17 protein-coding genes are annotated in these 25,636 nt (G+C 31.9%); 11 read left to right on the top strand and 6 right to left on the bottom strand.

The genetic code is table 11. The features are described from left to right. Positions 1 to 82 precede the first annotated feature (82 nt). Complete coding sequence (rpmH, locus tag ACKTTC_RS01315; RefSeq protein WP_408037548.1) at positions 83 to 244, bottom strand: 50S ribosomal protein L34; 162 nt, start codon at positions 242 to 244, stop codon at positions 83 to 85. A 220-nt stretch (positions 245 to 464) separates the two neighbouring features. Between rpmH and ACKTTC_RS01310 the strand changes: the two genes are divergently transcribed. Then, complete coding sequence (locus ACKTTC_RS01310; RefSeq protein ID WP_408037547.1) at positions 465 to 2,078, top strand: CTP synthase; 1,614 nt, start codon at positions 465 to 467, stop codon at positions 2,076 to 2,078. Positions 2,079 to 2,191: 113 nt separating this feature from the next. Here the strand turns inward: ACKTTC_RS01310 and ACKTTC_RS01305 are convergent, their stop codons facing one another. The 3 genes from ACKTTC_RS01305 to ACKTTC_RS01295 form a co-directional block, all read right to left on the bottom strand. Beyond that, positions 2,192 to 2,623 (bottom strand): hypothetical protein, encoded by a 432-nt coding sequence (locus ACKTTC_RS01305; RefSeq protein WP_408037546.1) that lies wholly within the window; start codon positions 2,621 to 2,623, stop codon positions 2,192 to 2,194. Between the two features lie 205 nt (positions 2,624 to 2,828). After that, positions 2,829 to 4,619 (bottom strand): eCIS core domain-containing protein, encoded by a 1,791-nt coding sequence (locus ACKTTC_RS01300; protein ID WP_408037544.1) that lies wholly within the window; start codon positions 4,617 to 4,619, stop codon positions 2,829 to 2,831. Positions 4,620 to 4,943: 324 nt separating this feature from the next. Then, on the bottom strand, positions 4,944 to 6,176 hold the full coding sequence (locus ACKTTC_RS01295) for an ABC transporter permease (protein WP_408037542.1): 1,233 nt from the start codon (positions 6,174 to 6,176) through the stop codon (positions 4,944 to 4,946). A 7-nt stretch (positions 6,177 to 6,183) separates the two neighbouring features. Here ACKTTC_RS01295 and ACKTTC_RS01290 point away from each other — a divergent pair, with 7 nt between their 5' ends. Continuing rightward, positions 6,184 to 7,479: an exo-beta-N-acetylmuramidase NamZ family protein gene (locus ACKTTC_RS01290; RefSeq protein ID WP_408037541.1), complete on the top strand. Its 1,296-nt coding sequence runs from the start codon at positions 6,184 to 6,186 to the stop codon at positions 7,477 to 7,479. A gap of 3 nt (positions 7,480 to 7,482) precedes the next feature. Here the strand turns inward: ACKTTC_RS01290 and ACKTTC_RS01285 are convergent, their stop codons facing one another. Then, positions 7,483 to 8,178 carry a LytR/AlgR family response regulator transcription factor gene (locus tag ACKTTC_RS01285; protein ID WP_408037539.1) on the bottom strand — a complete coding sequence of 232 codons (696 nt, stop codon included), beginning with the start codon at positions 8,176 to 8,178 and terminating at the stop codon, positions 7,483 to 7,485. Between the two features lie 12 nt (positions 8,179 to 8,190). Further along, entirely contained in the window at positions 8,191 to 9,306 is a 1,116-nt protein-coding gene (locus ACKTTC_RS01280; RefSeq protein ID WP_408037537.1) for a sensor histidine kinase, read from the bottom strand. Between the two features lie 203 nt (positions 9,307 to 9,509). On the opposite strand from ACKTTC_RS01280, the gene ACKTTC_RS01275 reads away from it, so the two are divergent. From ACKTTC_RS01275 to ACKTTC_RS01235, 9 genes are all read left to right on the top strand, one after another. Beyond that, entirely contained in the window at positions 9,510 to 10,514 is a 1,005-nt protein-coding gene (locus ACKTTC_RS01275) for an alpha/beta fold hydrolase (protein WP_408037536.1), read from the top strand. A 255-nt stretch (positions 10,515 to 10,769) separates the two neighbouring features. Then, positions 10,770 to 11,066 carry a hypothetical protein gene (locus tag ACKTTC_RS01270; protein ID WP_408037534.1) on the top strand — a complete coding sequence of 99 codons (297 nt, stop codon included), beginning with the start codon at positions 10,770 to 10,772 and terminating at the stop codon, positions 11,064 to 11,066. Between the two features lie 11 nt (positions 11,067 to 11,077). After that, positions 11,078 to 11,746 (top strand): C40 family peptidase, encoded by a 669-nt coding sequence (locus tag ACKTTC_RS01265; protein ID WP_408037532.1) that lies wholly within the window; start codon positions 11,078 to 11,080, stop codon positions 11,744 to 11,746. A gap of 12 nt (positions 11,747 to 11,758) precedes the next feature. Beyond that, positions 11,759 to 12,832, top strand: a complete 1,074-nt coding sequence (locus ACKTTC_RS01260) for a peptidoglycan-binding domain-containing protein (protein ID WP_408037530.1) — start codon at positions 11,759 to 11,761, stop codon at positions 12,830 to 12,832. A gap of 25 nt (positions 12,833 to 12,857) precedes the next feature. Further along, complete coding sequence (locus tag ACKTTC_RS01255; protein ID WP_408037529.1) at positions 12,858 to 15,557, top strand: hypothetical protein; 2,700 nt, start codon at positions 12,858 to 12,860, stop codon at positions 15,555 to 15,557. Between the two features lie 11 nt (positions 15,558 to 15,568). Then, complete coding sequence (locus tag ACKTTC_RS01250) at positions 15,569 to 18,076, top strand: hypothetical protein (RefSeq protein ID WP_408037528.1); 2,508 nt, start codon at positions 15,569 to 15,571, stop codon at positions 18,074 to 18,076. A gap of 37 nt (positions 18,077 to 18,113) precedes the next feature. Further along, positions 18,114 to 20,702 carry a hypothetical protein gene (locus tag ACKTTC_RS01245; RefSeq protein WP_408037526.1) on the top strand — a complete coding sequence of 863 codons (2,589 nt, stop codon included), beginning with the start codon at positions 18,114 to 18,116 and terminating at the stop codon, positions 20,700 to 20,702. Between the two features lie 17 nt (positions 20,703 to 20,719). After that, entirely contained in the window at positions 20,720 to 23,008 is a 2,289-nt protein-coding gene (locus ACKTTC_RS01240; RefSeq protein WP_408037524.1) for a hypothetical protein, read from the top strand. A gap of 225 nt (positions 23,009 to 23,233) precedes the next feature. Then, positions 23,234 to 25,492 carry a hypothetical protein gene (locus ACKTTC_RS01235; RefSeq protein WP_408037522.1) on the top strand — a complete coding sequence of 753 codons (2,259 nt, stop codon included), beginning with the start codon at positions 23,234 to 23,236 and terminating at the stop codon, positions 25,490 to 25,492. Positions 25,493 to 25,636 lie beyond the last annotated feature (144 nt).

Genomic DNA, 25,636 nt, shown 5'->3' with positions numbered 1-25,636 from the left:
ATAAAAATATAAAAATTGATTGGGTATAAAAAAAGGTGTTACTAAATAAAAGTAACACCTCGATATAAACAACTCTAAATCATTATTTTTTCGGTCTTGTTTCAGAAGAAACTGTTAATTTCTTTCTTCCTTTCGCTCTTCTTCTAGCTAATACTTTTCTACCATTAGCAGAAGCCATTCTTTCGCGGAAACCGTGTTTGTTTCTTCTCTTTCTCTTTGATGGTTGGTAGGTTCTCTTACTCATTTTGAATAAATCTTAAATCTTACTAAAATTAATCTTTTGCTAATAGTGAAATTCCGACTGCTAAAAGCGTGGGCAAATATACAACAGTTTTTCATTTTGACAAGTCATCTTTATCTTTTTTTTAAGAATATTTTTTTTAGGCCTAAGATACATTATTTTCATCATTTTTTTATTGCGAAAACTTTCTTAGTTATTACTTTTGCCCAAACCTAACACTAGCATGAACAACACAAAATATGTATTTGTAACTGGGGGCGTTACTTCTTCACTTGGGAAAGGTATTATTGCAGCTTCGTTAGCCAAATTACTACAAGAAAGAGGCTATTCTGTTACAATTCAAAAATTAGATCCATACATTAATATAGATCCTGGAACATTAAATCCATACGAACATGGAGAATGTTATGTAACTGACGATGGTGCAGAAACGGATTTAGACTTGGGACATTATGAACGTTTTTTAAACATTCCTACTTCGCAAGCTAATAATGTAACTACGGGTAGAATTTATCAATCTGTAATTAATAAAGAGCGTAAAGGAGAATTTTTAGGAAAGACTGTTCAGGTAATTCCACATATTACCGATGAAATTAAGCATCGTATTAAAATTTTAGGAAATACTGGCAAGTATGATATCGTAATTACAGAAATTGGTGGTACAGTTGGAGACATTGAATCGTTACCTTATATAGAAGCTGTAAGACAATTACAATGGGAATTAGGAGACGATAATGCTATTGTGATTCACTTAACCTTAGTTCCTTATTTAGCTGCTGCTGGTGAGTTAAAAACTAAGCCAACACAACATTCTGTAAAGATGCTAATGCAAAGTGGAATTGGTCCAGACATTTTAGTATGTAGGTCTGAACATGAAATTTCTGAAGATATTAAACGTAAGTTAGCATTATTCTGCAATGTTAAAAAACATGATGTAATACAGTCTTTAGACGCTGAAACAATTTATGATGTTCCTAATTTAATGTTTGATGAAGGATTAGATCGTGTTGTTTTGGAAAAACTAAGCTTGTCTGCAGAAAAGCAACCTGATTTGGAAGAATGGAATTGTTTCGTAAAAAAATATAAAAATCCAAAGCAAACGATAGAAATTGGTTTGATTGGTAAGTATGTAGAGTTACATGATTCTTATAAATCGATTACGGAAGCTTTTATCCATGCAGGTTCTACGCATGAGGTAAAAGTAAATGTACGTTGGATTCATTCTGAGGAATTAACTTCTGACAATATTACAGAGCATTTAGAAGGTTTACATGGAATTTTAGTTGCTCCTGGATTTGGAGAGCGTGGAATTGAAGGTAAGATCGACGCTGTAAAATATGCGAGAGAAAACAATATCCCTTTCTTAGGTATTTGTTTAGGAATGCAAATGGCAGTTATTGAGTTTGCTCGAAATGTTTTACAGTTAGAGAATGCAAATTCTACTGAAATGGATACCAATACGCCACATCCTGTAATTAACTTAATGGAAGAGCAGAAAGAAATTACAGATATGGGTGGAACAATGCGTTTAGGTGCATGGGATTGTGAACTAACTGAAGATTCGAAAACCTATGTTGCTTACAAAGAGCAAAACATTAGCGAACGTCATAGACATCGTTACGAGTTTAACAGTAACTATAAAGAGCAGATTGAAGCAGCTGGAATGAAAGCTACAGGTGTTAATCCTAAAACTGGTTTAGTGGAAGTTGTAGAACTTCCAAATCACTCTTGGTTTGTGGGGGTTCAATATCATCCAGAATACAAGAGTACTGTTTTAAATCCGCACCCTTTATTCTTAGATTTTATTGGTGCTGCCATACATTATTCTAAAGCATAATCTTTTAAAAGGATATATAAACAAAAACATCTCATAGGTTCTAAACTTATGAGATGTTTCTTTTATATAAAAACTTTAAATTAAAAAATTAACTCTTCTTTATTATATACTTTCTAAAGTATGAATTCTAACATTCCTGACACAACATCTATATGACAACAATCTGTACTAACGGTATATTCCCTACTAATCACTTCTTCATTATTAATATACCCTTTAAACTGAATTTGTCGTTCTTCACTCATTCCAAGACTTCCGTCATCCACCAAAGGATATTGTCCTAATCGATGTGCCATTTCTAAGCCTGATACCGTAAGTGAAATAGTCATATTTTCTCCATTTTCAAGATTTATCACTTCAAAAGAATCTAAAACCACAGGGTTTTGATCCTGGTCTTTTATAGACACTACAATTGTTCTAAATTCTTCTGTACAAAATGTTTCTTTACATCCTGAATTGAAATCATCATTGTTATTACAAGATGTAATAGCAATGATTGCTAATAAAAAAGTTATGATCGTAAATGGTTTGATAAATTGAATCATTGTGTATAGTATTTTATTCTAAGATGTAAGAACAGTAAAATGGTTGCGTCAAAATGATTCTAATATTTCAGTTAAGAAATTATAATCTTATTTTAGTATTATTCATATCCTAAAATTTTAATTAGCCATGTCTTTTGCAAGATATTCAAGGTAGTTTTGATCTGTTATAATAAAGGGGAATCGAAACTTTGTTTTTTTCCTCCAATTAATAACTATATTCTTGTATGCCACTACCTGCATTATTCGGGCGATCGTAAAAAATAGTATCTCCAATCTGTAAATATCCATTTGCCAACTCCGTAGTTTTTGCAACCTGATATGAAGTACTCGTAAGATGTGTTGCTATGCCAATAATACTATCTGGATCCTGTAATTTAGTAATGACTGTAAATTTAGCTCCTTGTGCAAAATAATATGAACAATGTGATAAGTTTTTTACTTTATGATATGTGTAGCCATTATCATCTTCATTTCTTCTCTTTACAAAATAAGATCCATTCTTATACTGTCCGTTTTTAAACACCATATCTTTAGCTATCTTTACTGCATTAGGTTCTCCTGCATAGCCATGCCCATTAGTATAATACTCGTTTTTCCAGTCTAATGCAATTCCTGCTAAACGACAAATCTTGAAGTATGTATTTCTTACTTTAGATTTATCTGTTGGTGTATTAATCTCTTCTTGCTCAAATTCTTCTATATCAGGTTCATTGTCTTTCCTCCAAACATTATATAAATATTTATCTAACAAGCCTTGATTATTAAATCCTTTTCGAGCTGCAATTGTTTTTTCTGAATTTACTTTAGTATGTCCTAATGAATCTTTATAATTAATTACCTCATTTTCTATACGAGCTCGATAATGGCTCATTCGTTCATTATTTATTCTTGGCGTGACTCTATTTCCCATTAATCCTACATAATGATCAAAAACTTCACTTAAAAAATCTTTTTCTCTCTTTCCTGATTTTTTAAAATTACGATAAACATCTCCTACCCCATCTTTAATTGTCCAATAATCATCCTTTTTACGACGCTCTACACCATTTATAATACTATCATTCGTAGCCCATCTACGAATATCATCATCTGTTCTATCTGATCCTTTCACATACCCATCTGAATATTTTTCTATATGATCATATACATTCCGCATTTCGGCCAAATCATCAATCTCACGAATAGCTGTGTGAGCATTTACATTACGCTCTATATAATATTCAGTTCCTTTTTTATAAATATCAAAATCAAAACTAGTTTGCATCCAATTTTTAAATTCTTTCAAACGCTCAGCATCTACATTTTCCTTTCTAAAAATAGTAGCTGAAGTATCTGCTGTGTAACTCCCTCTATAACTAGGTGCATCTTCTTCATATTCATAATAGGAAATAGCTTGTACAGTATTAGAAGAAATTCCTACGGTTTTTAAATCTTTATTATTATTTGGAGTACTTAAAGCTTTCTTTCCCATAACATCGGCTTCTTTTTCTAAAATAGAATTATCATTAACTCCAATTCCTTTCATTTGGGTAGTTGCCTGTACCCTGCCTTGTTTTTGCTGTACTACATGCCAAGCTTCATGAGGCAAATGTTTTTCCTGTCCAGATGCTATATGGATATCTGTTCCTTGTGCATACGCATGCGCTTTTAATTTTGCTGGTTTATCGGAATTGTAATGCACTTTGATATCATCCATCGAATAACCTGAAAGGTTTTCAATTCCTGTTTTTAAATTATCTGGTAAGCCTGTATTGTTTTTCTTTTGAATGGGTAACTGCTGTTGGGTAGTATGATTATCTACCATAGATTGCAGTTGTGCTACTTGTTTTACTTGTGGACTATTACCTGCTATTTTCTCTAGCTTTCTTTGTATAACTGCTTCAGGCCGGTTATTTACAAATTGAGCTGTAGATAAATTATTACTTTCTTTTTGGGATTTTATAGAAGTAGTTGATTGCGTTTTCTTATCTTCTTTTTTATCAATATGAGTTTTCATAATTCATTTTATTTGGTTCTTGAAAACAACAAGAAAAACCAGGGAATTGTTTAACTTTATAAGCATTTAATTTACAAAATAATAGCTAAACATGATTCGTATTTTTTAATCAATATGAAGAATTATTGTTTGATAATGATTCTTAAACATTTTGATCATAAAAATCGAATTACATTTTTCTGGCTTTGATGAGGATATATATCAGAAAATTGCTCTAATAACAATATAGAGCTTATAATTTCAAACTGATTAAGTTAGTAAGTGTACGTTATTAAACCTCCATCAAGCTCCACCTCTCAGACACTTATTTTCTAAGCATTTACGCTATTCAAATTTGATAGATCTAGAAGGGTGAATTTTAGAGACAATCATTGAAGGAATAATCAACATTAACAAACATAATAACAATGTTCCTATGTTAAGGAAAAACAGATACAAAAAGTCTATATGTATAGGCACTGTAGAAACGTAATATGTTGCAGGGTTTAATGTCATTACTTTAAAATATTTCTGAAATAATAGAACCGCTAGCCCTATTAAATTCCCCCAGAACAATCCTTTTAAAATTAAATAGGAAGCATTGTATAAAAAGATTTTTTGAAGTTCCCAATTCGAACTCCCTAATGCTTTTAAAACACCAATCATTTGAATACGTTCTAAAATTAAAACTAACAAAGCAGTAATCATATTTATACTGGCAATTACAATCATAATTCCAATAATAAACCAAACGTTATTATCAAATAACTTTATCCAATCAAAAATAGCAGGATAATTTTCTGTAACAGTCGTAGCATTTAATGTGCTACCTATGGTACTATATACTTCATCTCCTTTTATTTTTAAATCATCAAAATTATCGATCATTATTTCAAAGCCCCCTACTTCATCTTCTTTCCATTTGTTAATGCGCTGTACTTCTTTTAAATCACCAACAATAATTGCATTATCAAACTCTTCAAAACCTGTTTCATAAATCCCTACAACAACAGGTTTACGCATTTTAAACCCTGTAGTAGTTGCACTTTCAAACCAAGTTTGAATGGTATCTTGTAATTTGAACCCTAAACCATCTGCTATCGATTTAGAGATTAAAATTTCTCTATTTCTAGGCTGATCATAATTTGGTAATCTTCCTTCAACTAGAAAATCATTAAAAAACGAAAAATCATAGTCTTTATTTACTCCCTTAAAAACAATACCTTGAAAATCGGTTGGCGTTCTAATAATTCCTCCTTTATTAATATAAGGCTGTACATTTTTAATTCCTTCAATTCCCGAAAAATTTGGGTAAAAATCTTGATTAATTGAAATTGGAACTGTAGAAACATCTGAATTATTGTTATCGTAATTTGTGATTTGTATATGCCCTTTAAATCCTGCAATTTTTTCACGTATTTTTAACTGAAATCCTGAGCTAACTGCAACCGAAATTAGCATAATAGCAATTCCCAGCGCAATGGCTAAAATTGCTATTTTTATTATTGGAGATGATATACTATTTTTATGCTCTTTGCCAGTAACAATTCGTTTGGCTACAAATAATTCGTAATTCAAAAAAGTAATGATTTATAACTCTTTCAAAAGTACATATTTATTCTTGTTTATATCTATCATTTTTTGTCTTACTTCCTGTAAACAGACTACAGTTAAAATACCTCAGCAAAAGAATGTTACAGATACTATTGTAAATAATAAGCAATCTACTAGTTTAAACAAGACTGAAAATACTATTATTAATGCAAAAGTAATAACTGGTGCAGATAGAACTGCTTTATATGTACCTTTATTGAAAGGAAAAAAAGTCGCAATTGTAGCAAATCAAACTTCTGTTATTCAAAAAAAGTCAAAATACAACCCTAATATTACGGCTATTCACCTAGTAGATTATATCAATAATTCAAAAGATATTGATGTTGTAAAAGTTTTTGCTCCTGAACATGGTTTTAGAGGTAAAGCAGATGCTGGTGAAACTATTAAAGATGGTATAGATACCAAAACAGGGTTACCTATTATTTCATTATATGGAAAAAATAAAAAACCATCTAAAGAGCAATTAAAAAATATAGATGTTGTCCTATTCGATATTCAAGATGTTGGTGCTAGATTCTATACTTATATATCTACTCTACATTATGTAATGGAAGCTTGTGCAGAAAATAATGTTCCTGTGATTTTATTAGATCGTCCAAATCCTAATGGATATTATATGGACGGACCTGTTTTAGATCTAAAACATAAAAGTTTTGTAGGAATGCACACTGTTCCTGTTGTATATGGAATGACCATTGGAGAATATGGGAAAATGATTAATGGAGAACAATGGTTACAAAGTAACATCCAATGTGATTTAAAGGTAATTCCTTTAAAAAATTATACACATCAAACGAGATATAGCTTACCTATTAAGCCATCTCCTAACCTTCCAAATGATAAATCTATTAATCTTTATCCTAGTCTTTGTTTTTTTGAAGGGACAAATGTTTCTGCTGGTAGAGGAACTGATTTACAGTTTCAAATTTACGGTTCTCCTTTCTTAAATAAAGATGGTTTTTCTTTTAAACCTGAGCCTAACGAAGGAGCCAAATACCCTAAATACAAAGGAAAGGTTTGTTATGGTGAAAATTTAGTCAACACACAATCGCTAAACAGTTTGGATTTATCTTGGCTGATAAAGGCATACGAACAAACAGGCAATAAGAAAGAGTTTTTCAATACTTTCTTCACAAAACTTGCTGGCACGACTAAATTACAAGAGCAAATAGAACAAGGAATTTCTGAGTCAGATATAAAAAAATCTTGGGAAAATGGCTTAAATCATTTTAAAGAAATTCGTAGTAAATACCTTATTTACAACTAATATTTATTTAAGTAATGTATTTATAAAAGCCTTATACGTCTGACCAATAGGGATTTTATAATTTTCGATTACAATTTGATTCCCTTGAATTAGTTCTATTTTCTTTTTCGCTACCAAAAAGGATTTGTGTACTCTTAAAAAATTCTCTTTATCTAATAAAGTCTCTAATACTGAAATTTTCTCATGAGTAAGAATCATTTCTTCTGTTAAATAAACTTTTGAATAATTCCCACAGGCTTCTACATACAAAATATCTTGAGTATGAATTTGATGGTATTTTTTATCTCCTTTGATAAAAAAACTATTATTCGTAATATTATTATTTACTTTATCTGATGTAATAACTTGAGGAATATCAATAGCCTTGTGAATCGCTTTTAAAAAACGTGGAAAAGAAAATGGTTTTAAAAGATAGTCTACAATATCCAATTCATACCCTTCTAAGGCATGTTCTTTATAGGCTGTAGTTACAATTATTTTGGGTGGATTTACCAATGTTTTTAACCACTCAAAACCTGTTAGTTTTGGCATATTAAGATCTAAAAAAATAATATCTATTTTTTGTTGTCTTGTTAATTGAGAGGCTTCAAAAGCATTATAAGCACTTCCTACTTTTTGTAAATATGGAAGTTCTTTACAATAACCTTCAATAATACGATGTGCAATAGGCTCATCATCAACAATGCAATAATTAGTCATAAACAACTTCTCTTAATTCAGTATTATTTTTAAATACGCTTTGTAAACATTATCTCTTTTTTCTACTCTAAATGTATGTTTATTTGGGTATATATGCATTAACCGTCTTCTTAAATTATCTAATCCAATTCCTTTTTTTTGAAATGAATTATTCGCTTCATAATTATTTTCTACTATACATTCAATTACTTGCGCTCTAGATTTTATTTCTAAATGAATATAAGCATCTTCTGCTAGCTTTTCTACACCATGTTTAAAAGCATTTTCTAATAACAGAATAAAAAGCAATGGTGCAATCTTAACATCCTTTTCAATTTCTTGTACAAATTGTATAATTACTTTTTTATGGTAACGAATTTTATGTAATTCAATATACGTTTGTAAATAAGCGATTTCATCACTTAAATTCACATATTCTTCTTTTCCTTCATAAATTGTATAACGCATCATATCCGATAATTTCAAAACCACTTCCGGTGCGTCATCTGACTTTTCAACTACTAATCCATAAAGATTATTCAACGTATTAAAGAAGAAATGAGGGTTTATTTGGCTTTTTAGTAAAGCTAATTCTGCTTTAGACTTATCCATCCGTAGCATTTGCAACCAACGCCATTGTTCATATAGCCATACAGCTCCAAAAAATGGAATCGGAATTAATACGTATTTAAAAAACTCTAAACGATCTATTGTTCCATAATCGTTTAATATTCTAAAAATTAAATAATAACATATTATCAATCCGTATATAGTAAGAATAAATAACTTATACTTATTAAAAAACTCAGGTATAATAAAATAGGTAATTCCTAACCAAAACAAAATAATCAACGGAACAGTAATTATTCCATTTTTAATATGAAGGTAATTTTCAATAATTATGGTTGCTACAAACATTCCCACAACTACTAATATTTTATATATCTTAAACTTATTTATTAGAAAAGAAAGTAGTAACCAAATAATAATAACGGCAACCGTATTAATTAAAATATAAACAGCGTTAGATACATAGATAGGGTTAACAATAAAAAAACCGATACCATTGCCAATCAGAAAAGTTAACCCTATTGTAATAATCCCTCCTAATAGTAATGCTTTATATTTTTTTAAAATAGAATTCTTCACTCTACAAAAATAATACTCTTACTATCTGTAAATAATGTTTTTGACAAACACTGTCATTTTTAAGTCAAACAGTAAAACTTTTTAAATCAATCTTCTCTGTTTTAAATTAAAATATGTCTGTATTATTTTTAAAATACTTCATCAAAATAATTAGATAAGGATTTATTCACAACCTACGTTTGCTTCAAATTAATGAACTTATTATGAAAAAAATCATCAAAAAAGTATTGAAGCGATTACGCATATTTATAGGTTTCTTATTGTTACTCATAGTTATAGCTGGATTAGGTTTTCGTTTATTTTCTAAGCCTCACAAACCTATAGGTAAATTAATTGATATAGGTAATACCAAACTTCATATTCATGCTACAGGCAAACAGAGTAATAAACCAACATTGGTTATAGAAAACGGCGGTGGAGTTCCTAGTGAACATTACTATTGGTTGAGCAAAGAACTTAAAGATAGTATGAGAGTAGTACGCTATGATCGAGATGGAATTGGATATAGTGAGCTTAGTAACTCACCTCGAACCCCCGAAACTATAGCACGAGAATTAAAAACGTTGCTCGAAAAAGCAGGAGAAAAACCACCTTATATATTAGCTGGTCATTCTATGGGCGGACTTTATATACGTGTGTTCGCTGAGTTGTATCCTGAATTAGTAACTGCTTTAATTTTTATTGATGCAACTCATCCTGATCAGGTTACACGTTTACACGCTCCATCTAAATCATCATTTAAATTCAAAACTGTTTTAGGACTCTATAATATATTAGCTGTTTTAGGAGATTTAGGAATTGTAGGTCTTTATGATCATTTTTTTGGCCCATTACTAGCTGCTGAAGGACTTCCTAATGAGATTAATAATCGCATGTCTGATTTTTTGATAAATGGAAAATTAATTAGCGCTTATAGAAACGAATTAAAAGAATACCATACCAGTTTAGAAAGAGCTAGTGCCGTCAATCATTTTAAATCGCTTCCTATTAGAATTTTTACCGCTATTAAAATGAACAAAGAAGTATACCGTAAAAACGGTATTGATCCAGATGAATTATTAAATAAAAGGATACATATGCATAATGAATATACAAACCTCTCTACCAATGCTACGCAAATATTAATTAATGGTAATCACAATACCATATATTCAAAGAAAGAAAATGCTACAATCATATGCAATGAAATACTACAACTTTTAAAATAGTACATTATTAATATCAATACTTAATATAAGTTATAATTATATGATATAATTTAACATTACCATTAAAAATTGGAAGTCCCTTTCTATTTATAATTATCTTTTTTTAACATTTAAAGCAATTTACCTTACTCTTTATCAGGGTTTTTCCTGTATCAAAACTAGTGAAACAATCATCTAAAAACGGAAGTAAAACCTCTAAAAAACAGCTAACTAGCTAGTTAATTTTGTTACCATAACCAAATAAAACTTACTACTATGGTAATCTATCCATCAAAAATTACAGACTATAATTTATTAATCGGAGATGAAGATGCTAAAATTCGATTATACGGTACCAAACACGATAGACAAATAAAAATTGGGGACATTCACTTTTTAAAAGCAAATTCTCAAAATAGAGACAATTTAACAACATTTGTTAACAGAGGTGGTTTTATCGATTCTACTAAACCACTCACCATTCTTAATACAGTTGTCACATTACTCGATAGCAATAAAGAAGTTTTTGTTACTGAAAAAGGAGAATTAACTACTTCTAACGAAGCTAACTAATCAGTCTTCTAATGAATAGGTTGATTCGCATAGCATCCAGAGAAATCGGAACTACAGAAATTCCAGGACCACAACACAACCCTCGTATTGTTGCCTATGCTAAAGAAGCTGGTTTCGATTTTATTAACGACGATGAAACACCTTGGTGTAGTGTTTTTATGAATTGGGTCGCACAAAAAGCTCAATTAGAATCTACAAAACTTGCCAATGCTCGTTCATGGCTTAATGTTGGAATTATTGTTACCACCCCCGAACCAGGTGATATTGTAATTTTCTGGAGAGAAAGTCCACAATCTTATCAAGGCCATGTTGGTATTTTCATGGGGTATTCTCAAGATCAATCTAGAATTTATACACTTGGTGGAAATCAAAGCAATCAAGTAAGTCAAACTGCACTCTCTGCTTCTCAATTACTAGGTTTTAGAAGGCTTAGACCCGTTAAAAAAACAAAACTAAGCACAAAAGTTTTAAGAAAAGGTTCTACTGGACAAGATGTAGTAAACCTACAAGATGCTTTAAAACTTTGTGGATTTCAACCAGGAACATCTGATGGAATTTTTGGACCTAAAACTGAAGGTGCTTTAAAACTTTTTCAATCTACTTATCCATCATTAACCATTAATGGAATTTTCGATAGAGCTACCAGAAGAGTACTTATAACACAACTAGCTAAACTTTAAAACTAAACACAAATGTCTACATACAACTTTACAATTTCCGACAGTGCTTTACGAAGTGCTTGCGAATTTCACAATATAGATATCTCAGATAACGAAGACGAAATGATTTTGTTTGCTATTCGAGGTGCTTTGCCTGCTGCAGAAGGCATTAGCCTTTTGGATTATAGCGATCATACAAAATTTGAAAGTGAACACTTATTACAAAGAGTAAAAGTAAACTACTATTACCCTAGATGTGTTATTGGTCAATGGCTACCTTCTGAAAGGAAAATCGCAATTTTCCCGGCTAGCACTGTTCCTAATTTAAAAGTAGTACAACGAAATAAAAAGAAAAAGCATCAATTTAATTGCATGCAACCTGGTTTTTATAATTACAGAAAAGGTCAGCATTCAGGAAGCAATTCTGGGTTCCAGCCTCATAGAGCACTTAGATTGCAGAGTAAAATTACATTTAGAAGAGCAAATTTCACGCTACAAAATAAACAACCTGTAATAGATTACGGACCATCTGCATACATTGGAACAGGAAATCCAGGAGATAATATTCATTGCGCCAGGAATAATACCAGAACAACCAAAGTTAAAGCATTAAAAGGGCAAGATTTTTCTTACTCATTTTGTATGTCAGACTACTACAGTAGTTATGGTTGTCAAGTAATCGTAGGATGCCCAGAACAATATATTCCTAGAGGACAAAAAAGCGGTAATTGGAATGCATGGGAAGAGTTTATTGGGAATGTATATGATCATTTTGCTAAAGAGCAACAAAACTTTAAATACCTATTAATAGATAGCTTCAATATGCAAAAAATTGCAGAAGCTACTTCTACAGATATAGATTTAATAAAAGTTGTACATGGTTCTTCTGGTCCTTTGGTAAAACGTTTACAAGAAGGCCTACAAAAAATGAGAAAAAGTAGTACAGGAAAACCCTATTACTCAGGAACCATAGATGGTGATTTTGGAGCGAATACAGCCAAAGCGTTAATTCAATTCCAAAAAGATATGCATAGCGGAAAAGCCTATGGATATGCAAATGAAGCAACTTTTAAATCTTTAGGAATGTCATTGGCTACTCCAGTTTAATTCAACCTAAAACAAAACTACAATTATGTTAACTACAGCAAAACAAGAAATCATAAACGGATGTGTCGTTTATCAAGATTATACAGATCCTAATTCCTTTTATTGCCTACCTAAGGAAAAAGCAAAAATTGCCGATAATGGAAGAGGTATTCAATATGTAGTCTATACAGATAATGAAATTAAAGAAGGAGACGATCCAGATTTTGACCAAGATGAATCTCGTGTAGGTGGATTTCTAACCTTACAAGTAGAACTAGGTCCTACAGAAACAGAATTTGAAGCTATTAAAACTGAAATTCAATCAAAATACGGAGATCAAGCTAGACTTTCTATGGTTCCTTTTAAAGATGGAACAGTAAAGTTAGTATTATTTGGTTCAGATGGGTCCTCTGATGGAAATACGCAAGATTTTAATATAACAATTGCAGGTTCTACTAAACCTTCATTACAATTAAGGCAAACAGCTGTATTCTCTGTAAGATTGAGCAATAAGCCTGCTCAAATTATGTACAATTTACTTAAACAAGAGGGGCAAACACAAGCTTCTGTTGTTTATGATTTGGATTTTGCTGCTATAGAAGATGCTTATAATTTAGAAATAGAAGTAGACTTTAAAGCTACTGAAGACTTTTGGAATCATTCTTTCAACCTAAGAGCTGGTGTAGAAACTGAAAATGTAAATATTGCAGCTAGTGCAGATGTAGATGTAATGATTCGTGAATTAATGAATGAAGGTGCTATCATAGTACGAGAAACAGTATATGCTGCAAGAGAAGCACAAACAAATCTTTTAGGAAATGATCCTACGGGTATTGAATTAGTTAAAAAATTAATGGGTCCTACTCTATTCCAAGCTACTGCAATTCCTTCTGAAGACTATACTGCTGCTATTAACGAATCTATAGCAGACCGTATGCGAAATGGTGAAGGCGGCGATGCTGATGGACCTCCTGGTGGAGATGATCAAGATGATAATCCAATAATTGACAATCCAGAGGATGATGGAGATGATGACGATGAAGGAACTGACGGAACTGATACTCCAGATGATAGACCTGATGATGATGGCAGTGGCGAAGATGCAGGGGATGATGAGGAGGAGGATGATAGCGATGGTGATGAAGACGGTAGTAATGATGATAGTGACGGAGACGAAGATGATGGAGATGATGACGGTGAACGTGCAGATGATCAGGAAGGAGATGATGATGATAGTGATGGAGACGAAGACGAAGATGAAGATCCAGACGATGAAATAGAAACTCCTGGAGAAGATGATGATAACAATGATGATGAAAACGATGACGAAGATGATGATAAAAAAGAAAAAACATCTGAAGCTTTTGATGTAAATGTTAATGTAGGATACACTTATAGAAGAAGAGAAATTTCTCAACAAGTAAAAAGAACTTTTGTATTTAATAAGGCAGAAGCAAAAACAATTAAATATCATCCTAACGGTGCATTGACTGTTGCAAACACTGCCTTTGATGCGAGTAAACAATTACTACTAGTCCGTTTAGGAGAAGGACCTTTTAAAGAAATTGAATTAGAAGTACGTGCAAGTTTCAGCTTCGAAGAATATGATATTAGAGAAGCAATTGTACATATTTCATACGGATATCGTGGAGATGAAGGCGATAAAAATAATCGTTTACACGAACATAGCCTATCATTAAACGCTAGCAATACTAGTGATAAAATTAAATTCTTTGTAGATAAATACGGAACCTTAAGTTACGATTATTATGTAGAGTTTATTCATAATACCGGTTCTATTATTGGTAGTCCAGAAACTAAAGTTACTTCTCAAGTATTTGAAGACGAAACAAAACGTGATCTAAGTATTAATATGGATACCCATTCTCCTCTAATTCCTGTTGAGATTCAAACAGGTGAAATTCAATTTGAGAATGAAGGAATCCGATCTGTACAAATATTCTTAGCTCCAGAAAAAGATGCTAACGGACGTACTACAATTTTCAAAGAAGGTAATACAGCACTTACTCGCTATTTAATTCATCCACCAAAAGAAAATCAGTACGATTTTTATGTACGCAAAGAATTCTTCTTTAAAGATGAAAAATTAGTTTTCGAAGAAGAAAACATTAAAGATTCTCAAGTTGTTGTAGACAGACCTTTAGCTAGAATATTTAGTATTACGCCAAACCTTGCAGTTAGCCAAAGCCTTGTAAAACAGGCGTTGGTAGATATTCGATATACTGCTGCTGATAGTGAAGAAAAAACAACAACATTAAACCTTACACCAGAACAACCTTCTCGTTCTTTTGCAGTATTAGTAGAGGAAGAAGACTCTAGAAACTGGATGGGAAGAAGTCGATTTGTTTTAAACGACGGACGTTTATTAGAAGGTGATTGGATTAATTATGATACAGAACAACCACTAATTAACTTAGACAATAGCGGCTTTAGAACTGTAAAAGTAAAAACTCTATTAGGTAGTAATACTTTTTCTGGAAGTATTGTAGCATTAGAGGTTACATTAAATAGTATTAGTGAAGATCATCCTGGAAGCACTGTTCTTTTCTTAAACGAAACTTCATTAGAACATACAGCCATTATACCCGATCTTCCTTCAACAGTCGCTTTAAACGCTGCTGTTCGTGTGTTCTCTAATGATGGCTCTATAGAAGAACTCTCTTTTATGGTTCCACCTAATGCTCCATTATTAATGCTACCTATTACAAATATCAATCAATCTTAAAACTAAAACTCATGCTTTCATTATTAGATACCATCAAAGTTCCAGGACTACCCGACGTAGAATTTTATAGAGATCATAAAAAAGAAAATACATTTCATGTAATTAGATCTATTCCTGTTGTAGCCAGAGATCAAGACAATAAACCTACTTTAAAATACAATCTTTTTGCAAGAAACGCAGACATTGCTTATGCAAGTAGTCCTAATAAAGATTTAGTCGAAGCGCAATTAGGTCAGTTGGTTGTAACAGTAGATTTATCTCTATCTAAAGAAGAACATAAAATAGCAGTTAATTATCTCAGAAAAATTATCAATAAAAAAGAGCATCCTTTCGTACGTCGCTATTACAAAAGATACAAACGAAAAATGCCAAATCGAAAAATAGAACCTGTATTAACTTATCCATCAACTTGGAAAAGTGGAACAGCCAAATTAGAAATTTTAGAAGGCTTAGGAGATACATTTAAGAAGAGTTCTAGTGCCGAAGTAAAACCTTCATTAACAGCTTCAAACTCTGCATCATTTTATGCTACATTTGGAGCAGAAGGTGCTGAAATTATACTTGACGCATTGTCTAAAGGCTATAAAACAAAAAAAGGAAAGGATGAAAAAACACCATTACAAGCTATTGTTCGTTATGAGTTAAAAGGATATGGTTTTGTTCCTAATTTAGAAGTAAAGGTTACTGGAAGCTCTTCACAAATTTATGATTTCTTACAAACACAAGAGAACACCTATAAAAAAGAGGTAGAACAAGGAAAACGCACTAGAACTAGAAAAATTGCTGGAATTACTGTATCAAAAAAATCATGGCTATACGATAAACGAGTAAATATTAATAAAAATGATATTAACTCTCTAGTTGAAAAAATGATTGATTCTAAAATCATTAGAGTAGATATTACAGATTATGGAGATGTTGGCTCTAATAGCGCAGAGAAAAAGGAAGTAGAAGATCAATTACGCCAAATGTTAATGGATTTAATCTTTGGAACCATTATCAAGTCATTTTTTGAAACTTCGTTTATAGAAGATGGAAACGGAGAAAATGAAGAAGGAGATGGAGAAAACAATACTCCAAATAACGGTGTCCAACCAAACCCAGACATGGGATTAAGTGCAAGAGACAAATGGGTTAAAAACCAAAATCATTACTACTATTTCAAAAATGATGTAGATAAATCTAAGATTTCAAACATCAACTTTCATTTTAAAAAGAACGGTGTTGTAGAATTTTTAAAAAATCCAAATGGATCTCTAGCTGTACAACTAACAGAAAGTGAACGAAAAGCTGCTGTACAATACATCGATGTTAGTAGTCCAGAAGTTCAAATAATGCAAGTACAGATAAAAGTGAATGCCGATTTCGAAGCTGATAACATTCACTCGGTTATTGTAAATCTTTCGTACAAGGAAAAAGATCATAAATCAGGAATTATTCGTCAGAATGCAAAATCATTTCTATTTCAAACTGGCGACGAAGTATTTACTTTTAGAGTAAGCATGGCTAGAAATGCAAAAGGTGAACTTTTAGATTTTTATAAAGCTGAAGCTAAAATATCTTATAAAGGAACAGCAGATGCTCCACCTCCAATTGTATTAGAAAATATCAGTGATCGTGTTTTAAATATTTCATACGACAAACTTGGTTTTATAACAACACAAGTATCAGCAGGAGAAATTGATTGGGACAGTATTAAAGAAGTTGTTGTTGATTTAGAATACTTAGCAGAACCTAATAAACCAGATACCAAAAAACAAATTCGTTTGAATAAAGATTCTTTAAGCGATAATTGGAAATGCTTTATGTATGGTCACAAAGACAAAGAATATCGATATAAAGTAAAATATTTCTATCATGATGGTACAGAATCTGAAACAGCCTATAAAACAGATACTCGAGAAGCTTTATCTATAGATGATATTTTAGTTGGAAGAGCTAAAGCTTCATTCGATGTTATCATGGATACAAATACCGTAAAAACTGCAAAAGTAGAAGTATTGTATAAAGATCAACTTAATGGAATTAGTGAAGAATTTTCTAAATGGTTCTCTGGCACTGAAACTTGGGATTGGAGCATGCGTTTACGAGAAGGAGCTACCAACACCTTTACATATCGATACTTTGTTCAGTTCACAGATGGTTTAGTAAAAACTTCTGAATGGAAAGAAGCTGTTAGTGATGAAAATATAGATCCAATCGATTTAAAACGCTATCAACAAATGCTTACTATAGATGCAGGAATGGTAGATTGGACACAATGGCAAGTTGTGTATGTAAATGTAGCTTATGAAGATGCCGAAAATCAATATATCAAACAAGAAACCATTCGTTTAACACAACAAGATTTCATCAAATCTTTCGAAATACATTCATTTACTCCAAAATCCAATTCTTTCAACTATAATTTAAAATTTGCTGGAAATGGAAAGGTCGTAGACATTTCAGATCAAACGATACAAGGAGGTATTTTAATTCTAGAAAATCCAAAGGCAGAGATTCCTGTTGAAGATGCTTAAACAACCTAAACATAAAAGCTAGCTAAAACAGAAAATTATGCCAACTACATTAAAACCAACAAAAACAACAGGAATATTTACTTCTAGTAAACTTAACTACGCAGTAAACCCAGCTATTATGAAGAACTTTCGCAGTATATTAACGGTAAACAATGCTGTTAATATACTTTCGGAAGCTCCTACAGCGGATAAAATATATACATACAACGGTAAAAACTACGCCAAACCTCAATTCGAATTACTATCTAACGATAATAATTCAGGAGTTCCTGGTCAAAAAGGATTTCAATTTACAAAAGATACAGAAGGAAATTTACGCTTAAACATTATTGCTAAAGCTTTTCATCCTCAAAAAAATGTAACTCCTTTAGACTTTAAAAGTATAACGGTAGTCTTGCATTATAAAAACGCTTCTGGTATTCAAAAAGTACATTTACAAATTATACAAATTGTACCAGACAAAGCTACCAATGTATTAAAGCATATTTATGCGCAAACAGTAATTAAAGAAGCAGATAAAGAAGCAGTTTACAAAGCATTAATCACCCCAGACGGAAGCTCAAAACTTATTTTTACTGCTGATGTTTGGTGGCAAAAACCAACACCAAACAGTACACCGACTAGAAGCGCTACTCCTACTCCACCGCGCCGCACAACTCCAACTGTAAAAGATGCTTGTTCCATATTTGATAAAAACACAATAAAAATCACTGGAAACTCAATAACAACTACTGTTAAAAAGAGAGTTGGTCCTATGCAAATAGGAACTCCTGTTCCTTTACTTAAATTTAGAAACCCTTCCGATGCTAAAAAAGCATATTTGGCTCTCAAACATTATAAACTCGATAGAAAATGTAATGTCGGTAGTACTTTTACTTATTTTCTTTCTGGGAATAATGCACCTACAGGAAAACTACGAGGAGAAGATGCTATAGAATTCACCCCTTCCAAATTACAAGTAAAGTTTGTTCAAAAGCGTTGGAAAATAGTAGAAGGTAATCGATATCTATTCGATTTTGGCAGCAATCGTAATAATGCTAATAAAGCATTCGCTATAATTAAAAAGCATGGATTTGACACAGTTTGTTATATAGGAAGGCCAAATCCTGGTATGACCTATTTGAAAAGAACAAAATCACAACGAATGCAACTCTTTCATGCGGTAATTCAACCAAGAATGTTAGAGGCTATTCGTACAACCGCGCAGCCAGCTCAGCCTTCTAAACCTCAAAAAATAACCGTAACAAGTCAACAAATTTTATTATTTGACAAAGAAGATGCAACTGTATTTCAAGGTTTCTTCGATGCATTAGAATCCAATGATTTTAAATGGAGAAAAGAAACTAAAATTAAGCACGGAGAAATTGAACATTCGTATTACTACAGGTTAACAAATGATCCTAACAAAGTTTTCTTTTTACCACAAGTATATCGCATTGGTGTAAATCATAAAACCGGTGAACCAAAGATGTATTTAAATCTCTATGAAAACGAAAAAGACAACGGAGATAAAGAATATAGAATACAAATGACAATGTTTATTGAACCGTATTACCATCCACTGGCAAAAAAAGACTTGTTATTAGATTTAGCAGACTTATCTAAAGGAAATATCAAATACGTAGAAAACCTGGTATTAGGAGGATATCAAAACGTATCTTTTAAAATAGAAGATCGTTTTGCTCAAGAAAATGCTTTATTTTCTATTAAAATCACTGAAGAATTACAACAAATAGATCCAGTAGGTTTTACCATTACCGCAGACCATAGTTTAGAATCTTTTGAAGCTTTTAAAGAAGAGTTTTTAGCCAATGGAATTAATATTGGTAAAATCTTTTTCGACTTAGAAGAAGAAACTGAAGCAGGTGTTACTGTAAAAGAAAGCCACCCAATTAATGTTGAATTAAATTTTGAAAAGCTTAAAAATATTCCACTAACTGTAGAAAGTATTGATGGCGGTACAACAGGAATTCTACAAGGATTTTATCTTAAAAATCAAACTCCTACTCCAGTAACTGTAGAAAATGTAGATCTTACATTATTAGCTACTAATGATAACTTCATATACGATGTAGATTACGAATTACACACCAAAGGAGTAACCTGGCCACTTAGTTTAGCTCCTGGAGATCGTGAAGGTATTTTCATCAATCAAGATGATGTTGATCAACTTTCTGATAAGAATATGGTGTGGACAAACATGGTATGCGAACCATATGGTGTACGTGCAGCTATTGATCCAGAAAAGATCATGGCTTCCGTAGTAGATCGTGCTACAGGCGATACACAACAATGGACTCTCAATGTCTCTTCTCCTTTATTTGAAAACTGGGATACATGCTCTGAAGAGGAAAAAACTCCTTACAAAAAGATCATGGGCGTGCTTGTAGAAATTCGAAATTCTCAAGGGGAAATTATAGCCTCTTGCGAATTGAACAAAGCCAACCCACGCCAACTCATTAAAATGACAAATACTGTACAACAACTCTTAAACACCAAAAAACAAGACAATCGGAAATATGAGTTTAGACAAACGAATATTACACTTACTCCTTCTACTCCAAGCGAATGGGAAAGTAGTGAAAATACAAGTATTGAACACCTGTATATCTATCCGAAAGTTTAATCTAAAAATTTAACAACATGACAACTTTACCACAAATAAATGTAATCGACGATATTATAGCTTTTCCAGACGATGAAAATCCAAACTTATACTACCTACTCCGTTCTGCTCCACAAATAAGAATGGATGACGAAACACCTATTTTTAATGGTTTATTCTGGACAGATAAAGCTGATGGAACTGGAAATGCAACTGCTGGGTTAGCTGGTGGATATGTAAACTTCGATGTAAACCTAGGAATTTCTGAAGAAGAAGAAAAAAGAGCTGCTCAAAAGTTAAAGAGCATGAAAATTCAGCAAAGCCGTAGAAAAGAAATTCTAAAACTTGAAAGAGAACGTTTAAGTTTAATTGCCAGAGCTAAAGGAGAAAAAAATATTCCAGATCCAGATGTGCCTGAAGTTGGAGAAATTGTTTTCGGTTCTTTACAATTTACTGAAGGAACTGTTGAATTATTAGAAGAAAAAGAAGGCGGAATGGTTACCTGGTCTTCTGGTGGTGGACCAGCAAGTTTAGTAGGCGATAATAACGCGGCTTTTGCCATTCGTTTAAGTCCAGACGGTGCCGCTGTTTGGTATAAAGCATTGCAGCAAGGCGACAAAGCTTTCAGTACACGATTCAATTTAAAAGCGCTCTTACGTTTACCAAGTCTTGAAATAAGAGCTTGGGCAGGTTCTCACCAATCTTCAGAAATTAATAGAAAAGTAGATCGTGTGTGGAAAAACGTTGATAAAGGTTGTAGCGATGCCGACGTAGAACGTATTAATGTTTCTGAAGTCGTTGAAAAAATGACAGAAGAAGGATTAATGAATATTGAAATTAAAAAAGGATCTACTCAAATTTCAGATGAACATGTAGGACAATTACGTACCATGGCTATTAAGCTCATTGAAGAAAAAGTAAAAGAAATTATTAAATCTCGAATTCATGGTTTAACGGAAGAAGAACGAAAATCTTCTATGATTGAATTAATGAAAGAAGAAATCAACTCTTTTGTAGAATTACGTTTTACACAACGTGATGTTGTAGAATGGTCAATGGCTCCTCAAGCTACTATCATGAACTTTTTAGCAGATATAGACGAAGAGCATAAAAAGAATATTACCAAAATTGTAGATTTAGCTGATGACATAGTAGGAACTGTAGAAATTCCAGTTCAGGTAAATGCTCCTTGGGAAGAAACTCCTTTTGTTTCCTCTGTAAAAGTAACTGCTGAATATCCTTCTGCAAACCAAAAAGACGCTTGGTTATTTGATAAAAATAAAACTCAAGAAAAGTGGTTGTTTAGAAGACCTAAAAATGATGATGGAATTGTAAATTATACTTCTGAAATATATTTTAAAGGTGTTTCTGAACCATTAATAATTCCATCTAAAGAAACCAATAGTTTGATAAATGTCGAAGTTGGAAAAATTGGGTTCTTAAGTGCGAACTTTAAACCTCACCTTACATTAAATTCTTTGTCTGGCGATAATAAAGTACATAGCATTCAAATAGATATTAGTTATAAAACATCAGAAGATCCAGAGCATTTTAAAACCAGTTTGTTATTAACTCCAGAAAATATCGAAGGAAAAAAGTTAGAACGTGCATTGTATCGTGAAATTGACGCTCCTATTGAATATGTTGTAAAATACTTCAGTAAAAATGGAAAAGTGATAGAAATGCCATCGCAGAAATATTATTTCTCTAAAAATCAGACAGCAGAAATTTTCACACCAAATCCTTATGAAGATACCTTAGAATTAGATGTAGAATTAGGAATGTCTCCAGATCAAAGTTTGAAGAAAATTATTGTAGAATTTAAATACGAAGATGAAGACAATCAATTTACAAGCGAAGATAAAGTTGTATTAGCGGGCGAAGACGATTGGGATCCTGTTACTGCAAAGCTTGTACAACTTAATAAAGACAAACAAGACTTTTCATACCGTTACAAAATTGTAGGAGACAATCTATTTTCTAAAAGTGGTTGGGTAAATGGTCATGGCGATCAAACTGTAATCTTACCTATTCTTCAAGTAGGAATCGATGTAAGTCGATTAAAAATCGGAGAAAAATATCATAATGCGGTATTAGAATTAAAATACGAACACGAAGATCAAAAAGTACAGCATCAAGTATTCTTAAACGCTACTAACGCTACAAAACCTTTGAATTGGTTTATTCCTAGAATCGATGATAAACACGATTCATACACTTACAATTTAACACTGTATCCAGGACAAGGTGAACCTATTGAAATACGAGATTTAGAAGGACGAGGTAAATTCTTAATCATACAAGATACAGCTCAAGGAGTGGTCTAGTAGTTTTTTCACAGAAAAAAGAACCTAAAGGAAAGAACAAAAATGTCATTCTAAGTACTCCAAGAGAAGTTCCTGAGTTCAGTCGCAGGTAATCAAAGGAAAATGAAAAATCTTTAATCCTACGAATATAGTTACAAGAGAGATTTTTCACTACGTTCAGGATGACAAGAATTCATCATATGAAATACGATTTTAGAAAACAATAATGGTTAAAAGCTAGAAATCATGTTAAGTTATCAACCACCATTTATGAATGTAGGAAACCTCACCATCTTTCGAGATGATGTAGATCCAGAAACATTTTACTATGCAAATGTTCAACCTTCTATAGTTCAGAAAAAAGAAGGTCCTGCTATATCTGCTTATACAATTTTACCAGAAAGTAGTACCGATGAAAATATAGATCAAATTATCGACACAAGCCTTTCTATGGAAGTTTCCTTAAAAGTATCGGACGCTATTTTAGAAAGAGCAAAAGAAGAAATCAAAGAAAAATGGAGTAAGAAAGTAAAACGATTGCTTCCAGTTACTATAACAGATGGAAAAGTCTATATGATTATGGCTGCTGCTGGTGAAAATCCAGATCCAAAAGATTGGTACGTTACTTCTGGAGTATCTCCTTCTATTTTTGGTGATAATAGAGCTGCTTTAGTTGTAAAAACAACTGGAAACGAAGCTAAAAGATTAGTCGCTGCTTTAAACGAAGATGTTATAGCTGGTCATGTTTATTACGAGTTAAATATTCTTGGTATTGCGCCAACATTTAAAGCAAAAATGCATGTAAAATGGGATCGTATCTACAAACATTTTGAAGACATGAAAGTGAAGAACTTTATTTTCTACAGAGAAGATATTAGTAACACACTAGATGATTTAAAAGAAACCAGTATGGTTACTATGGAAATTGAAGAATTAGATCCAGATGTATCTGATTATGCTTCTAAAACCTTACTAAATGAATTAAAAACAGAAGCTATTAAACGTTTGTTTAATCCTTCAGTGCCTCCATTAAGTGCTAGTAAAAAAATAGAAAATAGAATTGCGCATGGCGTAGCTATGATACATTCTACCATTATTCCTGGATCATTTTATATTCTCAGAAATAACAAAGAGGTACAAACCAATGAACTTACTGTTGATTTGAGAGAGCGAAAAGCAAAGAAATACCCATTTTATCCTCAAGCACTACTATCTAGTATGATTCGCGATATTGGTGGTTTGCAAGATCATTTAAAATGGATTAAGCTAGAAGACTTACCTTTTCGTGTAGAAACTGTAGCTGTAGATATTGCTGCAGACACATTTAGTATTAACAATATTAAAACAGTAAAAATTTCTTGTGAAATTTGGGATCTTACTTTGCAAAAAGTTGCTAAAGAACAAACTTTTATTTTTAATAAATCTACTCCTGAAAATTTAAAAGGCACATTTACTTATACTCGACAAAATACAAATGAATATACATATCGATATAATGCCACTCTTTTTTTAGATAATGAAGGAACTGGGTTACCACCACAAATGGAAGTAACTGCTCAAGAAACAACTTCTGAATTCATTTATTTTAATCCTACTGAATATTTTGAAAACATCAAATTACAAATAGGAATAGACGATACCGATATTTTTAATCATGCACATTTGATTGAATCGACTGTAACTGTTACGGAAAAAGTTACTGATAAAAAACTACTAACCCAATCCTTTTTATTAGAAAACACAGATGAAGGAAAGAAACAAAAATTATTGTCATTATTATACAGTAAACTACATCCAGTAAAGCTAGATTTACAGGTAAAGTACTACATAGCTGGTTCTGAAGAATACATTTTAGAATTACCAGACCATCAAGATTTCAGTTATTTCATTCCAAATCCTTTTGAAAGTAAATGGTCTGTAGAACTTATGAGTAAAATTGATTGGGAAAAATCTACCAAGCTTATTGTAGAAGCACGCGTTTGGGAACATACTAGGAATACGTGGATTACTGAAAAGTTCAACTTCACAAAAGAACAAGATACACATACCTTTTCTGTCATTACTAGTTTACAAACACCTAGAGAAGTCTACGAGTTAAGAACTACAGTAATTACCAATGAAGGAAAAATTATTCGAGGAGCTTGGAAAGATCATGTAGGACCAATTGCAATGATAAAAGACAACGTACAACCTGAACGTACTATTAAAGCTACCTTAATTGATGCTCCAGATTTTGAAGATTATGAAATTAAAGAAATCTCACTAAGCATCTTATATGAAGATGAACATAACAATATAGCTATTGATTCTGATGATACTAAAAAATTAGTTTTTAAAGAACTAAATGATGTCGTGATTTTCACACATGCAATGACAGATTCAAACCTATTAAGTTATAAATATCGGTTAAAGGCAAAAAGTAAAAGTGGAGACCGTTATAAGTCTGATTGGATAACTACTACTGAAGAACATCTCAAAGTAAGTATTCCAGAAAATATATGGTAAAGTTTTTAAACTATCACTTAATAAAAAAAACCGTCATTACGAGGAGGAACGACAAAGTAATCTCTAAATAAAAAGCAGATTGCTTCATTTCATTCGCAATGACAAAAACATAAAAAATCGTCATTACGAGGAGAAACGACGAAG

Origin of the sequence: Tenacibaculum amylolyticum, assembly GCF_964511145.1 — a bacterium.
In the GTDB taxonomy this organism is placed as follows: Bacteria; Bacteroidota; Bacteroidia; order Flavobacteriales; family Flavobacteriaceae; genus Polaribacter; species Polaribacter amylolyticum.
Note: the sequence above shows the minus strand (reverse complement) of the source record. Positions and strands in the feature narration are given on the sequence as shown.

Bases quoted from the DNA above. Each gene is read 5' to 3' on its own strand.
- rpmH (WP_408037548.1), bottom strand. From the start codon at position 244: ATGAGTAAGAGAACCTACCAACCATCAAAGAGAAAGAGAAGAAACAAA.
- ACKTTC_RS01310 (WP_408037547.1), top strand. From the start codon at position 465: ATGAACAACACAAAATATGTATTTGTAACTGGGGGCGTTACTTCTTCA.
- ACKTTC_RS01305 (WP_408037546.1), bottom strand. From the start codon at position 2,623: ATGATTCAATTTATCAAACCATTTACGATCATAACTTTTTTATTAGCA.
- ACKTTC_RS01300 (WP_408037544.1), bottom strand. From the start codon at position 4,619: ATGAAAACTCATATTGATAAAAAAGAAGATAAGAAAACGCAATCAACT.
- ACKTTC_RS01290 (WP_408037541.1), top strand. From the start codon at position 6,184: ATGATTTATAACTCTTTCAAAAGTACATATTTATTCTTGTTTATATCT.
- ACKTTC_RS01285 (WP_408037539.1), bottom strand. From the start codon at position 8,178: ATGACTAATTATTGCATTGTTGATGATGAGCCTATTGCACATCGTATT.
- ACKTTC_RS01275 (WP_408037536.1), top strand. From the start codon at position 9,510: ATGAAAAAAATCATCAAAAAAGTATTGAAGCGATTACGCATATTTATA.
- ACKTTC_RS01270 (WP_408037534.1), top strand. From the start codon at position 10,770: ATGGTAATCTATCCATCAAAAATTACAGACTATAATTTATTAATCGGA.
- ACKTTC_RS01265 (WP_408037532.1), top strand. From the start codon at position 11,078: ATGAATAGGTTGATTCGCATAGCATCCAGAGAAATCGGAACTACAGAA.
- ACKTTC_RS01260 (WP_408037530.1), top strand. From the start codon at position 11,759: ATGTCTACATACAACTTTACAATTTCCGACAGTGCTTTACGAAGTGCT.
- ACKTTC_RS01255 (WP_408037529.1), top strand. From the start codon at position 12,858: ATGTTAACTACAGCAAAACAAGAAATCATAAACGGATGTGTCGTTTAT.
- ACKTTC_RS01250 (WP_408037528.1), top strand. From the start codon at position 15,569: ATGCTTTCATTATTAGATACCATCAAAGTTCCAGGACTACCCGACGTA.
- ACKTTC_RS01245 (WP_408037526.1), top strand. From the start codon at position 18,114: ATGCCAACTACATTAAAACCAACAAAAACAACAGGAATATTTACTTCT.
- ACKTTC_RS01240 (WP_408037524.1), top strand. From the start codon at position 20,720: ATGACAACTTTACCACAAATAAATGTAATCGACGATATTATAGCTTTT.
- ACKTTC_RS01235 (WP_408037522.1), top strand. From the start codon at position 23,234: ATGTTAAGTTATCAACCACCATTTATGAATGTAGGAAACCTCACCATC.